Annotated in this window: 12 protein-coding genes; all 12 read left to right on the top strand. The window is 58.4% G+C overall.

What is annotated here, in order from left to right; all coding sequences use genetic code 11:
- Window positions 1-7 precede the first annotated feature (7 nt).
- The 12 genes from fliG to flgK all read left to right on the top strand — a co-directional run bounded on the left by fliG (window position 8) and on the right by flgK (window position 13566).
- The gene (fliG, locus tag WA845_RS02560) at window positions 8-1051 is read left to right on the top strand and encodes a flagellar motor switch protein FliG (protein WP_004439994.1); all 1044 of its coding nucleotides are present in this window, start codon (window positions 8-10) and stop codon (window positions 1049-1051) included.
- A 126-nt stretch (window positions 1052-1177) separates the two neighbouring features.
- The gene (gene flhB / locus WA845_RS02555; protein ID WP_112555836.1) at window positions 1178-2260 is read left to right on the top strand and encodes a flagellar biosynthesis protein FlhB; all 1083 of its coding nucleotides are present in this window, start codon (window positions 1178-1180) and stop codon (window positions 2258-2260) included.
- Between the two features lie 5 nt (window positions 2261-2265).
- Entirely contained in the window at window positions 2266-2703 is a 438-nt protein-coding gene (locus WA845_RS02550; RefSeq protein ID WP_004439999.1) for a hypothetical protein, read from the top strand.
- 305 nt (window positions 2704-3008) lie between these two features.
- Window positions 3009-4325 carry a flagellin N-terminal helical domain-containing protein gene (locus WA845_RS02545; protein WP_112555834.1) on the top strand — a complete coding sequence of 439 codons (1317 nt, stop codon included), beginning with the start codon at window positions 3009-3011 and terminating at the stop codon, window positions 4323-4325.
- A 302-nt stretch (window positions 4326-4627) separates the two neighbouring features.
- A complete protein-coding gene (locus WA845_RS02540; protein ID WP_035209056.1) occupies window positions 4628-5278 on the top strand; it encodes a hypothetical protein in 651 nt (216 codons plus the stop codon).
- The gene (locus tag WA845_RS02535; protein ID WP_112555829.1) at window positions 5275-6573 is read left to right on the top strand and encodes a MotB family protein; all 1299 of its coding nucleotides are present in this window, start codon (window positions 5275-5277) and stop codon (window positions 6571-6573) included. The genes WA845_RS02540 and WA845_RS02535 overlap by 4 nt, the downstream gene beginning before the upstream one ends.
- Window positions 6570-7841: a chemotaxis protein MotC gene (motC, locus tag WA845_RS02530; RefSeq protein WP_112555828.1), complete on the top strand. Its 1272-nt coding sequence runs from the start codon at window positions 6570-6572 to the stop codon at window positions 7839-7841. The genes WA845_RS02535 and motC overlap by 4 nt, the downstream gene beginning before the upstream one ends.
- Complete coding sequence (fliK, locus tag WA845_RS02525) at window positions 7838-9196, top strand: flagellar hook-length control protein FliK (protein ID WP_112555826.1); 1359 nt, start codon at window positions 7838-7840, stop codon at window positions 9194-9196. The genes motC and fliK overlap by 4 nt, the downstream gene beginning before the upstream one ends.
- Window positions 9180-9710, top strand: coding sequence for a lytic transglycosylase domain-containing protein (locus WA845_RS02520; protein WP_374709461.1), 531 nt, complete (start codon window positions 9180-9182; stop codon window positions 9708-9710). Before fliK ends, WA845_RS02520 begins: the two co-directional genes overlap by 17 nt.
- 282 nt (window positions 9711-9992) lie before the next feature.
- Window positions 9993-10664, top strand: a complete 672-nt coding sequence (locus tag WA845_RS02515; RefSeq protein WP_006698188.1) for a response regulator transcription factor — start codon at window positions 9993-9995, stop codon at window positions 10662-10664.
- Window positions 10665-10769: 105 nt separating this feature from the next.
- Entirely contained in the window at window positions 10770-12050 is a 1281-nt protein-coding gene (locus WA845_RS02510) for a flagellar hook protein FlgE (RefSeq protein WP_004440014.1), read from the top strand.
- A gap of 22 nt (window positions 12051-12072) precedes the next feature.
- Window positions 12073-13566 (top strand): flagellar hook-associated protein FlgK, encoded by a 1494-nt coding sequence (gene flgK / locus WA845_RS02505; RefSeq protein WP_004440016.1) that lies wholly within the window; start codon window positions 12073-12075, stop codon window positions 13564-13566.
- The last annotated feature ends 2 nt before the right edge of the window (window positions 13567-13568 follow it).

Genomic DNA, 13568 nt, shown 5'->3' with positions numbered 1-13568 from the left:
AAAGACCATGATGGACTTTGAAGATTTCGGTAACCCAATTGCGGGCAAGCCGTTGTCTCAGGCCGACAAGGCGGCCGCGGTGCTTCTTGCCATGGGCAAGGGCGTCGCCGGCAAGCTGCTGAAGTTTTTCACGCAGCACGAATTGCAGATGATCATTTCCTCGGCCCAGACCCTTCGCGTCATTCCTCCCGATGAACTTGCGCAGATCGTGGCCGAGTTCGAGGACCTGTTCACCGAAGGAACGGGTCTGATGGACAATGCCAAGGCAATCGAGAGCATTCTCGAAGAAGGTCTGACCCCTGAAGAAGTGGACAGCCTTCTCGGCCGCCGCGCAGCGTTCCAGGCCTATGAAGCATCGATCTGGGACCGCCTGCAGGAAGCAGAGCCGGAATTCGTCGGCAAGTTCCTGCTGCGCGAACATCCGCAGACCATTGCCTATATTCTCTCCATGCTGCCCTCGTCCTTCGGTGCCAAGGTTCTTTTGACCATTCCGGAAGAGCAGCGCGCCGATATCATGAACCGCACGGTGAACATGAAGGAGGTGAGCCCGACGGCCGCCCAGATCATCGAGAAGCGTGTGGTCAACCTCATCAACGAAATCGAAGCCGAGCGCAATGCCGGCGGTTCCACGAAGGTTGCCGACCTGATGAACGAACTGGACAAGCCGCAGGTCGATACGTTGCTCAGCTCGCTCGAGACGCTCAGCAAGGAAGCCGCAAACAAGGTCAAGCCGAAGATCTTCCTCTTCGACGACCTCATGTTCATGCCGCAGCGCAGCCGTGTCATGCTGCTGAACGATGTGTCGGCCGATGTTCTGACGATGGCGCTGCGCGGCGCCACGATGGAAATCAAGGAATGTGTGCTTTCCAGCATCAGTCCGCGCCAGCGCCGCATGATCGAATCGGACCTTGCGGTGCCGCAGGCCTCGATCAACACCCGCGAAGTGGCGATTGCCCGCCGTGCCGTTGCGCAGGAGGCGATCCGGCTGGCCAATTCCGGCCAGATCCAGCTGAAGGACGCTGCCGCGGAAGAACAATCGGCTGCGGCCTGAGTGGAAGCCGGTTGATAACCGGCCCATCTGCTGCAGGCGGCCATTGCGGTGGCCAGCCCCCGGCGCTAGTTTCGGGACGACGGCCTGCCGGGATCGGCGGGCCTTTTTTTATCCCGGGAACGTGCCTTGGCAGACGATCAGGACAAGGACAGTAAAACAGAAGCCCCAACGGAGAAAAAACTCCGTGATGCGGCGGAAAAGGGCAATCTGCCCTTTTCCCGTGAAGTGCCGATCTTTGCGTCGTCACTGGCCTTTTACTGTTATCTCGTTTTCTTTCTGCCCGACGGTGCCGGCCGCATCGGCGAGACGCTGAAGGACCTGTTCGGCCAGCCCGAACAATGGGACCTCAGCACCAGGCCAGACGCCCTGTCGCTTTTGTACTTCCTCGGCACGTCCATGGCCTATCTGCTCATGCCGGCCATGATCATGTTCATCGTCTTCGGCCTCGCCTCTTCGTTTTTCCAGAACCTGCCGTCGCCGGTGCTGGAACGGGTGCGCCCGCAATGGTCCCGCGTATCGCCCGCCAGGGGTTTCACGCGCATCTATAGCAAGCAGGGTTTCGTGGAATTCGGAAAGTCCGTTTTCAAGATCATGATCGTCTCGACCATCATGTTCTTCGCTCTGCGCGGCGAGTTCTACAGCCTCATCGATCTGATGTTTTCCGATCCGCAGGTTATTTTTGTCCGGGTCGTCGAGATCGTCAAAAAGATGATGATCGTAATCCTGCTTTCGACCGCATTGCTCGCCGCCGTGGACGTTTTATGGACGCGCCATCACTGGTTCACCCAGCTGAAAATGACGAAGCATGAGGTGAAGGAAGAATACAAGCAGTCGCAGGGCGACCCGGTTGTCAAATCCCGTCAGCGATCGATTGCCCGCGACCGTGCCCGCCGCCGTATGATCAACAACGTGCCTCGCGCGACCCTCGTCATCGCCAACCCGACACACTTTGCGGTGGCGTTGCGTTACGTGCGTGAAGAAAGCGACGCGCCTGTTGTCGTTGCCAAGGGCCAGGACCTTATCGCATTGAAAATCCGCGAGATTGCGGAAGAAAATAATATCCCCGTTTTTGAGGACCCGCCGCTTGCGCGCTCCATGTTTGCGCAAGTCTCGATCGATAGTGTGATTCCACCAGCCTTTTATAAGGCTGTGGCTGAGCTTGTTCATCGGGTTTACGCCATGAAGTCATCGAAAATACGGGTTCAATAAGACCAATGAAAAAATCCGCCTATTCTGAACAGCGGGAAATGATCGTCGCAGAGGCGATCAACCCGATCGCTACAGAACTACGATTGCTAGACCCGGCCGACCTGATTTCGCTGCTCAGATTCGAGTGCTACGGCAGCATTGCCGATCTCGTGTCATCGGCTGCGGAGCTTTATTATCATCCCGGTACGATCAATTTCGGCGCCGGCGGCGAATATAAACTCGAATGGGAAGGCGCGCCGGAGATCGTTCTCGATCTCGAAATCAAACCGATCGGCGCCACGGTCTATGCACAATTGATCTTGGCCAATGAACATGCGGCGGTCGAAATCAATCATGTGTCGTTTCAGAACCCTTCGGAAAATCCGGACGAAAACACCGAGTTCCTCCGCCATAGCCTGATGGCCGCCCGATTCGTTTCGACCCACCAGGGCGAAGCGGCCTGAACCATCCGCCGAATATCCAGCCGATGACCGGTTGCGACTGCCGAAACGGCGGTCGCGACGGTTTTGCCTGATCGCTTTTTCACCCGACCTTGCCCGAAGCCTGCCACCGCGCGCAAAACCGTTATGGGAAAGCGAGGAACGCCTTGCAAATCAGCGTTGTTGTTTGGTACCTATCGAATTAACGATTTGTTAACGAACGGCAGGTCGCGGTGGATCATTTCAACCACCGCCGATGCGCATGATGCCTCTGCTCGTTTCCGGCGCAGCGCCGGATTATTTCTTACATTTTGAATTGGGTGGAACCCATGACCAGCATTATGACCAATGCGGCGGCAATGGCCGCGCTGCAAACCTTGCGCATGATCGACAAGAACCTCGAGACCACGCAGGCACGCGTCTCCTCCGGTTACCGCGTCGAGACGGCAGCGGATAACGCGGCCTATTGGTCTATCTCCACGACCATGCGCTCGGACAATGCGGCGCTTTCGGCCGTTCAGGACGCACTTGGTCTCGGCGCCGCCAAGGTCGACACCGCCTTCGAAGCCGTGGAAAGTGCTATTGAGACGGTCAAATCGCTGAAGGCGAAGCTGGTTGCCGCTTATGGTGTGGGCAGCAACCGCACGAAGATCCAGGAAGAAATCAAGCAGCTTCAGGATCAGCTGAAGAGCATCTCCGAATCGGCGTCTTTCTCCGGCGAAAACTGGCTCCAGGCGAAGATCGGCGACGGCAAGACGCCGCCCGCGGAAGAGCCGGTCATCAAGAAGATCGTCGCTTCATTTACCCGCACCGCCGCAGGCGCAGTCGGGGTGACGACGGTCGATTATTCACTCGATTCGAGCACGGTGCTTTTCGATCTGAGCGGCGGCAAGTTCGGCATTCTCGACACCGAAGCGCGATTCCTGCGCAAGAACGAGACGATCGTGACGATGCGCACGACCGATACGCCCGCGGCACCCGCCGCTCCCACCGTCACCGACAAGGATTATGTCGTTCCGACGCTGAAAGATAGCGAATTGGCGGCACTGGCAGGTTTTTCCGTCAAGGCGACCGGCATCTATACCAATGCCGCCAATACGGAGGGTTATTTGAAGATCGGTGATGGTGTGTGGGTAAAGCTCACCTCCACCGACCCGGCAGCGGCGGGCGCTCCGGCGACCGACAGCACGACCCCCGTCGCGACCACGACATCGCCGAGCACTAACTGGTATTACGATGTCACAGCGGCAATTGACCCCGACAGTCGTAAACTCGGAATCTCCGTCTCCACGCTCGACATCAACAAGCTCACCGATCTCGCCCAGAAAATGGGAACCATGACGGGAGAGCAATATACCGAAGCCGACGTGCTGGATGCGATGATGTCCTTTGTCGACGGCCAGCTCGAAGCGATGACCAGCGCGGCGTCCAGCCTGGGCTCGCTGCAGAGCCGTATCGACATGCAGGAGAACTTCGTGTCGAGCCTGATGGACGTGATCGACAAGGGCATCGGTCGTCTTGTCGACGCTGACATGAACGAGGAATCGACCAAGCTGAAGGCGCTCCAGACACAGCAGCAGCTCGGTATCCAGTCACTCTCCATCGCCAACGCCAACGCGGAAAATATTCTCCAGCTCTTCAAGTAATGGAGCTTCCTCGCATGGGCATGCGCGGAAACGTGGCGCAGACGTGCTGAACAGTTCCGCCTTCATCCTCGCACAAGTTTGAACACCTAACGTCGGGGCAATATGGGGCGGATCGCATGGCGCGGTCCTCCGGCAATCATGGAAGAGACGGGCAGGGTAGCAAGGATGACGGTGGTGCCGCCAAACGGCTTAGAGCATTTCCAGGAAAAGCGGACCCCGGTTTTCCGCTCGGAAATGCGACAGAACGTTCCAGATCGCAGGCAGCGAAACATGTCTCGTCCCCTGTTTTGCCGGGGGCGTGCATGACCACCTCCATCGCAAGATATCTGAAGGACTTCGGTGACGCTCAGCCGGCAGGACTGGCCTTCGGCGATCCCCTGGCGGATACCGATGGCGTTTCGCCATTTGCCGACGCTGCATCCGGTTTCGATGAATTCGAATCCGTCGACGTGGAGAGTGAAAGGCAGGCCGCTTACGCCCGTGGCCATGAGGATGCGACACGCGAAATCACCGAAAAGATGCAGGCGGAACGCGACGAGCTGCTGGCCGCCCATTCGGCTGAGCTGGAGGCGCTGCGATCCGCCTATCTCGAGGAAATCGCGGTCTTTCTGTCGCGCGGGCTGCGAGAGGGCATTGATGCGATTGCCGCCACCCTCAGCGAACAGACCGCCGCAATCCTTGCTCCGGTTTTGACGGAAGAACTGTCGCTTAAAGCAGTCTCGGCGCTGGCGGATGTGGTGCGCGCTTCCATGCCGGATGGTGACGCCGTCACGCTTGTCGTGAAAGGTCCGAAGGATTTGTTCGAGCAGTTGAAGACCCAGCCCGGCTTTGAAGAAGAGACGATGAAGTTTACCGAGACCGCCGATATCGATCTTTCAGTCGAGCTGGGTGAGAGCGTCTTCGTGACGCGCATGTCCGCCTGGGCCTCCAGTCTTCGCAAGGTGATGAAATGAGTGAAGGCGAAAACCATCACCACGGCAAAAACGAGATCATCATCGTCAAACGCCATAAAGGTGGCCATGACGGTGCGCATGGTGGTGCGTGGAAGATCGCCTACGCCGACTTCATGACGGCGATGATGGCGTTCTTCCTCGTCATGTGGCTGGTCAATGCCGCCAATGAGGAAACCAAGGCCTCGGTCGCGAGCTATTTCAATCCGATAAAACTGTCCGATGAGAAACCCTCGTCCAAGGGGCTGGAAAAGCCCGTGGACAAGGAAGAGGGCGTCCAGAAAAAGGACCAGTCCAACATTCAGGCAGAGAAAGTGACCAAGGGATCCGCCGCGGCGACGGGCGAAGACCTGACGTCCCAGACAGGTGAACAGTCGAATTTCTCCGAAGCGGACTTTTTCGAAAATCCCTATTCCGTGCTGGCGGAAATCGCCCAGCAGGTCGGGCAGCAGGCCAATGTCAGCGCCAAGGGCGAGGGCGGTGCTGCCGATTCCGGCCCTGCAACCGGCGCAAGCGGCGGCGAGGCCTATCGCGATCCCTTCGATCCTGATTTCTGGACGCAGCAGGTGAAAATCACCCGCGCCGATCAGCAACAAAAACCGGTTGAGCAGCAGGCCGCCGAAAACAAGCAGGAGAATGCTGCCGACAGCGCTCAGGCCGTTGCGGTTACATCGTCTCAGGCGCCGGAAGACAAGGCGCAAGACGCCATGGACGTCGCCGCGGTTGTGCCGCAGCAACGGCCGGATGCCGCCGAGCAGGCAGCGCTTGTACGGCCCAGGCCCGACCAGCAGCAAGAGGCGAAGGATGTTCAGCAAAAGGCGAGCGATGCTGAATGGGAAAAGGCCGATACGCTGCGCGAAGAAATCGAGAAACAGATATCCGGCATAACCGGCAGGCTCTCGGAAGGGCTGGTCGTGACGCCTGCGGAAGGCGGATTGCTGCTGACCATTTCCGACCAGACGGAAACACCGATGTTCAATATCGGATCGGCCGTTCCCCGGCGCGAAATGGTTCTCGCCATGGAAAAGATCGGCAAACTGCTTCAGGAGCGCGGTGGCAGCGTGGTAATTCGCGGCCATACGGATGGGCGGCAGTTCAAGGGCGAGGCCAACGACAATTGGCGGCTCTCCATGGACCGCGCGCACAGCGCCTATTACATGCTGGTGCGCGGCGGCCTGTCGGAAGAGCGGGTAAAGCAGGTTTCTGGGTTTGCGGACCGCAGATTGCAGGTCCCGGCAGATCCCCTGGCGGATGCCAACCGCCGTATCGAAATCCTGCTTGAGGCTGATCGGGGGTGAGTGTGACGAAAACCTCGAAACGCTGGCTTCTTCTTGCGGCGACGCTTTGTGGTCTCGGTGCCGGACCATTCAAGGCGTTTTCGCAGTCGCAAGACAATCTCATGCCCTATTCCATGCTGCGCTCCCTGCAATTCGTGCAGGATTCGGTTGCCAAGGGAGACCATTCGGCAACGGAAATGCAGCGGTTCCTGCTCCAGACCATAGATGAGCGGCTGAAAAGCGCGCCTTCGGCGATCTTCAAGGATCCACGCAATGTCGATGCGGCGCTGATTTATGCGATGAGCGGCGGCAATCCCGCCACGCTTGAATTGCTGGTCGCGCGCGATGTGGACGGCAATTTCGACAGCCGCGTCGCCGATATCCTGCGCAAGTATCTGTCGGGCAAGGGGACGCTGGTGGCGCAGAGCATCGCGGCGATGGTGCCTGAATATCGCGGCACGCGGATAGGCGCCTATCTGGCGCTGATCGGTGGCAATGTCACGATCCCGCGCGATCCTCTGGCCGCGCTCGGCTTTTACGACATTGCCCGGCTTGAAGCGCCAGGGACAATCGTTGAGGAGGCGGCATTGCGCCGCTCGCTCGCCATTGCGGTTGAAGACGGCGATGCAAAACGCGGCGTCGAATACGCACAGCGTTACGCGCGGCGGTTCCTGCATTCGCCCTATGCAAGCCAGTTCGCGGATCTTCTGGTCTCGCTGGTGGTCAAACGCTCTGATTCCCTCGGCGAAGACGCGATAGTGGAGACCTTCGCGATGATGGATGCGGAAAGGCAGAAGGAGGCCTATCTGCGTCTTTCGCGTCTTGCGGCGATCAGCGGCAAGGATTCGCTGGCCCGCATGGCTGCGCTTAAAGCGAAGACGCTGTCGTCCGCCGCGCCGGACAAACCGGAAGCGCAGGCCAATCTCTACGAAAGCCTTTCCAACATTGGAACACCCGATGTGGTGAGCGCGATCGAGACGATCGGACAAATTCCCGAAACGCAGCTTTCGGACCGGGACAGGGCCCTCAGAGATGCCGCAAGGGCGATCGCCGAACAGGTGGTTCGTCCTCCCTCGCTATCAGGTGCTGGTGTCGACGCGGCGGCGCAGGGCGCCAGACAGAACGCAGCCAAAAATGATGCGGTGGCTGGCGGGGAAAAAAGCATATGGCGGGTTGAAACCCACAAGGCCGACGATGGCGGTGAGAATGTCCGGCAGCTCGTGACAAGCGGCCGCAGCAAGCTCGATGAAATCGACAGCCTGTTGAAGAAAGGCGAGGGGGCACCATGATCGACGCAACCATCAATGCGCTAACGAATGCGCCACCGTCAGATCCGCGCGCAGGCAGTGCTGCCGCACGTGACGAGGCGAGAGGCGGCAGCTTTGGCGATGCCCTTTCCACGGTTCGTGACGAGCGACCGCCGCAGGCGCCGCATTCGCGGTCGGACGATTCTGGTTCAGCCGGGCAACAGCACGGACAGGCCGACGGCGAGGGGGAAAAGATGGATGTCCCGGTCAAACGGCCTGCAGCCTTCCTGAATGTCATCGTCAACGAGCATGCCGGGGACGGTCGAGTTCACGACACAGCTGCCGAGTTCCAGAACGCGGTCAAATCCTCGCGGGCACAATTGGGGGACGGCAAGCCTGGCAAGAAGCTTAAAGATGAGGCGGATAAGGATGCCGAGGCGATAACGGATACTCTCGATCCGAAGCTCGCCGAACTGCAGCTGGTTACGGCCAGCGCCGGGGCAATGGCCACGGCCAAGACGCCGCTGGAAGAAATTGCGCAGGCAATTGCCGGCAAGACCGACACGGTCAAGTCCGACAGGGCTGAACCTGTCCGCAGCAAGGCTGAACATCCGGCCAAGGACATGCCGACTGGGGTTGCAGCTGCCAATGATGCGGCGGGTTCGGCTTCGGAAAACGAAGGCGATGCCTCGTCATTCCGCTTCGCGTCTCCGCGTTCGGGTGCAGCCCGCGCTCTTGATATGAGCACGGTTCAGCGCGAAGGCCGCGTGGAGTTCGACACGCGGGAAAGCAGCGGCAAGGCGGCCGATACCATAACGGTTCTCGATTCCCGGCGCTTCATCGGTCTGGCGCCCTCCTCCAATGCCTCGGCTCTGACCGGCCTGATCGCCAATGATCCGGAATGGGTCAGCGCCATGCAGCCCGGTTCAGCGCTGTCCAACGCAGCCGCCCAGACCAGCACCGGCAAGGTCGTGCATACGCTGAAGCTGCATATGACGCCGATCGAGCTTGGATCGGTGACGATGTCACTGCGTCTTGCCGGTGACGAACTCGCCGTGCACATGACTGTGGAGAGCGTCGCGGCCTATAAAAAGCTCCAGGAAGACAGCAAGAGCATCCTTGATGGCCTCAAGGCGCAGGGTCTGACGGTCGATAACATCACGATCAGCATCGCTTCTTCCGATAAGAGTGACCAAACGGGCACACAAGCCAACAATCAGCAAAATCAGCAGGCGCAGCAACAGGGCCAGCAGGCGGCTGCGGGCCGCAACCGTGACGAGTCCGGTGCACGAGGCGGCCGGCAAGGCAATGGCGATAATTTGGGGGTGCATAATGAAGGCATGGACGGCGCTCTTGGCTCTGCCCGCACTTCTGCTGACAATGGCGTCTATCTCTGAAAACGCATCGGCCTCGGCAACGTCAGGCGTGTGTGAAAGAGAGATCCAGTCTGCGGCACGCAAGTACGGCGTGCCGGAGGGAATTCTCTATTCAGTGGGCCTGACGGAGACTGGCCGCAAGGGGCGGCTCGACCCCAACGCCATGAATATCGAAGGAAAACCGGTATTTGCGGCCTCTACCGAAGAGGCCTTGATGACTTTTGAGGCTGCCAAACGCAATGGCGCCAAGCTGATCGACCTTGGATGCATGCAGATAAATCATTATTTCCACGGCGAAAATTTCACATCTGCGCGCGAAATGTTCGATCCGCGTCGCAATGTCGAATATGCCGCCATGTTCCTGCGTAACCTCCACAACAGACACGAGACTTGGACGATGGCGGTTGCCCGCTATCACGCAGGGCCCAATAATGACCCGGCCCAGAAGAAATATGTCTGCCGGGTCATCGCCAATCTGGTGGCGACTGGCTACGGGAAATGGACGCCCAACGCTAAAAATTTCTGCGAAGGATAACAACCTGAAATTGCTTTATCAGGGGTTGGGACTCGTTATCGGAAATGTGGCGAGACAAAGCCCGAAAAAAGGCGTTTCAAGCGTTTTTTAGCGATTTCGGAAATTTTTACACAAAAATTTTGTGCCATATATGGTTAATACCCACTATATATAGATCAAATCGGCACAAAATGGTTAATCAATTATTAATAACTATCGATGATTTCCTACAGTTGTCGCTGAATCCCCCGATTCGTACCAATGCCTCATTGGAAAACACCACACTGATTCGGAGGCGGACGAATGATCGTAGTGGTTGATGAGCGCGAGCTCGTTAAAGACGGCTATACATCTCTATTTGGGCGTGAGGGCATTCCCTCGACCGGGTTCGATCCGGTCGAATTCGGGGAATGGGTCTCGACGGCGGCGGAAAGCGATCTTGCGGCTGTGGAAGCCTTCCTGATCGGCCAGGGCGACCGGAGCTTCTCCTTGCCAAAGGCGATCAGGGATCGCACGACGGCGCCTGTCATCGCGGTGAGCGACCAGCCCTCGCTGGAAGCGACACTCGCGCTGTTCGACAGCGGCGTTGATGATGTCGTGCGCAAGCCCGTTCACCCTCGGGAAATCCTCGCACGTGCGGCGGCTATTCGCCGCCGGCTGCAGGTCATTTCGAATTTCACCGACGCCGGTCCGATCCGGGTCTTCTCCGATGGACGCGACCCGGAAGTGGGCGGCGAGGTATTTCCCCTGCCGCGCCGCGAGCGCCGCATTCTTGAATATTTGATCGCCAATCGCGGACGCCGCGTTTCCAAGGCGCAGATTTTCAATGCCATCTACGGCATCTTCGATGATGACGTCGAAGAAAACGTCGTCGAAAGCCACATCAGCAAGCTGCGCAAGAAGCTGCGCAAGAAACTTGGCTACGACCCGGTCGATTCCAAGCGGTTCCTCGGCTACAGCATTGATTGGCAATGATTTTCATTGACCCGCGTGGTCTTTTTCAAACGCGGTATTTCAGACAGCTTCACGCAAGCCAAACGCTTTACCTTCTCCTTGAAAGATGACCACGAGGGTTTTTGAATGAGTATTTTCGGCACTATGCGAACCGGCGTGTCCGGCATGAATGCACAGGCGAACAAGCTGGGCACCGTTGGCGACAACATCGCCAACGCAAGCACCACCGGTTACAAGCGTGCATCGACGTCGTTCTCGTCGCTCGTTCTGCCCTCCTCGTCGGGCAGCTACGCTTCCGGCGGTGTGCAGTCCAACGTTCGCTACAGCATTTCGGAGCAGGGCAACCTCTCCTACACCACCTCGGGTACTGACCTTGCCATTCAGGGCAACGGTTTCTTCGTTGTCCAGGATGGTGCAGGCACGCCTTATCTCACCCGTGCCGGCTCTTTCGTGAAAAACTCGGAAGGCTATCTGGAAAACGCCGCTGGCTTCCAGCTGATGGGTTACCCCTACGGTTCCAACCCGCCGGCTGCCGTCGTTAACGGCTTCACAGGTCTTGAAGCCATTAACGTCAACAATTTCGGCCTGACGGCATCGCCCTCCACGCAGGGCAGCTTCCCGGCCAACCTCAATCGTGACGATACGGCCGTAGCGGCGGCGTCGCTCCCCAGCACCAACTCCGCAACGGCGAAGTTCGGCAACAAGACTTCGCTGACCGCATTCGATAGCGGCGGCGCGAAGGTACTCTACGACTTCTATTACACCAAGACTGGTGACAACACCTGGGAAGTGGCGGTCTACCGTCAGGATCAGTCGACCAATGGTGGCTTCCCCTATACGGCGACTGCGCCGGCATCCCTTGTGCAGGAAAGCGTCACGCTGACCTTCGATCCTGCGACCAACAAGCTGACGACTACGTCTCCCAAATCCATCACCATCGACGACAACAACAGCGGCGTGGCGCAGGCGATCAACATCGACCTGTCCGACATGACCCAGTTTTCGTCGAAGTTCACGCCCGGCACGGCGATCCTGAACGGTAACGGTCCGAGCCAGATCAAGGATGTCGAAATCGGCAAGGATGGCGTAGTGACGGCAGTTTACCAGGATGGCGGCCGCCGCAACATTTACCAGCTGGCGCTGGCCACCGTGCCGAGCGTCGACAACCTGAGCCCGCAGAACGGCAACGTTTATCTTCCGAGCAACGAGTCCGGTGTCGTTACCATCGGCTTCCCGCAATCGGGCAGCTTTGGTTACGTCCAGAAGGGCGCGCTGGAAGGCTCGAACGTCGATATCGCCAGCGAACTCACCGACATGATTGAATCCCAGCGCATCTATACCGCGAATTCGAAGGTCTTCCAGACTGGATCGGATTTGATGGACGTCCTGATCAATCTGAAGAGATAGTAATTCCTACGGGGACAGATGAATGTCGCTCACGTCAGCAATGAATACTGCGCAGTCGATTTTCAATAATACAGGTAAGCAGACGGACGTTACCTCGAAAAACATTGCCAATGTCGGCAATGCGAACTACGTCAAGCGAACCGCCATTCTCGGCACGACCATGGCCGGAGCGAGTATCGTCTCCAATGGCCGTGCCCAGAATGAAAGTCTTCTCAGGCAGACGATTTCCAGCGCCTCGCTGGCCACCGGGCAGAACACTGTTCTGACCGGTCTCGAGGAGATGAAGAGCATTTTCGGCGGCAACGACTACGAAAGCGCGCCGTCCACCTACATGAAGGAACTGCTCAAGAGCCTTAGCGGCTATGCCGCCAAGCCGAGCAATGCTGCTCTTGCCGCAACGGCCGTGACTTCCGCCGCGGATGTCGCCAGCTCATTGAACAAGGCGTCTGCCGAATTGCAGGCGATGCGTCTGCGTGCCGACAAAGAAATCTCCCTTCAGGTCGACAAGCTGAACGGCCTGCTCGCGAAATTCGAGGAAGCCAATAACGAGGTCAAGGCGCAGACGGCGATCGGCGGCGATCCGAGTGACGCACTCGATCAGCGCGAGACCTTGCTGAAGGACATCTCGTCCATCATCGGCATCAATGTCGTCAACCGCCCGAATAATGACGTCGCGCTTTACACGACCGACGGCGCGACGCTGTTCGAGATCGTACCGCGTCCGGTAACCTTCAAGGCGCAGCCGGGCTACGACGCGACGACCACCGGCAACGCGATTTATGTGGACGGTGTGGCGCTTAAGGCCGGCAGCGGCAGCAACACGACGGCGGAAGGATCGCTTCAGGGTTTGATGCAGGTTCGCGATGAACTTGCGCCGACCATGCAGAGCCAGCTCGACGAAATCGCGCGCGGCCTGATCACGATGTTTGCGGAAAAGCCGATTACCCAGCCGGCGCCGCCTGCGACGCCCCTGACGGCGAAGCCCGGCCTTTTCACCTGGTCGACGGCAACCGCAACGAGCGAGATTCCTCCCGCCGGCGTCGTCGTCCCGGGGCTCGCTGCGACCATTACCGTCAACTCCGCGTTAATTATTTCGCAAGGTGGCAATCCGGAATTGTTGCGCGACGGCGGCATCAACGGTACCGCTTATATAGTCAATCCCGCAGCTACGGGCGGAACCGGGTTTTCCGCTCTGATCGACAGCTATGTGACCGCATTCGACGCGCCCATGAATTTCGCCGCGTCGACACGTATCGATACGAATACCAGCATCCTGAAATACGGCACCAACTCGATGGGTTGGCTCGAACAGGAACGGTCCGGTGCGACTTCGGCAAACGAAGCGAAAAGCGCGCTTTATGAGCGCTCTGCGACATCCTATTCGAACAATACGGCGGTTAGCCTGGACGAGGAGCTGTCGCTGCTCATGGATATCGAGCAGTCTTACAAGGCGGCCACGAAACTGGTGACGACCGTTGATGAAATGCTCAAGTCCTTGATGGACATGGTGAGGTAAAG

The sequence above is a fragment of the Agrobacterium sp. CMT1 genome, assembly GCF_037203725.1.
GTDB classification, from domain to species: domain Bacteria; phylum Pseudomonadota; class Alphaproteobacteria; order Rhizobiales; family Rhizobiaceae; genus Agrobacterium; species Agrobacterium pusense.
The sequence above is the reverse complement of the archived record's forward strand: the minus strand, read 5'-3'. Positions and strand labels throughout refer to the sequence as shown.

Excerpts from the sequence above, each read along its gene's own strand:
- WA845_RS02510 (WP_004440014.1), top strand. The coding sequence starts at position 10,770 with ATGAGTATTTTCGGCACTATGCGAACCGGCGTGTCCGGCATGAATGCA.
- WA845_RS02520 (WP_374709461.1), top strand. The coding sequence starts at position 9,180 with ATGGCGTCTATCTCTGAAAACGCATCGGCCTCGGCAACGTCAGGCGTG.
- WA845_RS02540 (WP_035209056.1), top strand. The coding sequence starts at position 4,628 with ATGACCACCTCCATCGCAAGATATCTGAAGGACTTCGGTGACGCTCAG.
- WA845_RS02515 (WP_006698188.1), top strand. The coding sequence starts at position 9,993 with ATGATCGTAGTGGTTGATGAGCGCGAGCTCGTTAAAGACGGCTATACA.
- WA845_RS02535 (WP_112555829.1), top strand. The coding sequence starts at position 5,275 with ATGAGTGAAGGCGAAAACCATCACCACGGCAAAAACGAGATCATCATC.
- fliG (WP_004439994.1), top strand. The coding sequence starts at position 8 with ATGATGGACTTTGAAGATTTCGGTAACCCAATTGCGGGCAAGCCGTTG.
- flgK (WP_004440016.1), top strand. The coding sequence starts at position 12,073 with ATGTCGCTCACGTCAGCAATGAATACTGCGCAGTCGATTTTCAATAAT.
- WA845_RS02545 (WP_112555834.1), top strand. The coding sequence starts at position 3,009 with ATGACCAGCATTATGACCAATGCGGCGGCAATGGCCGCGCTGCAAACC.
- WA845_RS02550 (WP_004439999.1), top strand. The coding sequence starts at position 2,266 with ATGAAAAAATCCGCCTATTCTGAACAGCGGGAAATGATCGTCGCAGAG.
- fliK (WP_112555826.1), top strand. The coding sequence starts at position 7,838 with ATGATCGACGCAACCATCAATGCGCTAACGAATGCGCCACCGTCAGAT.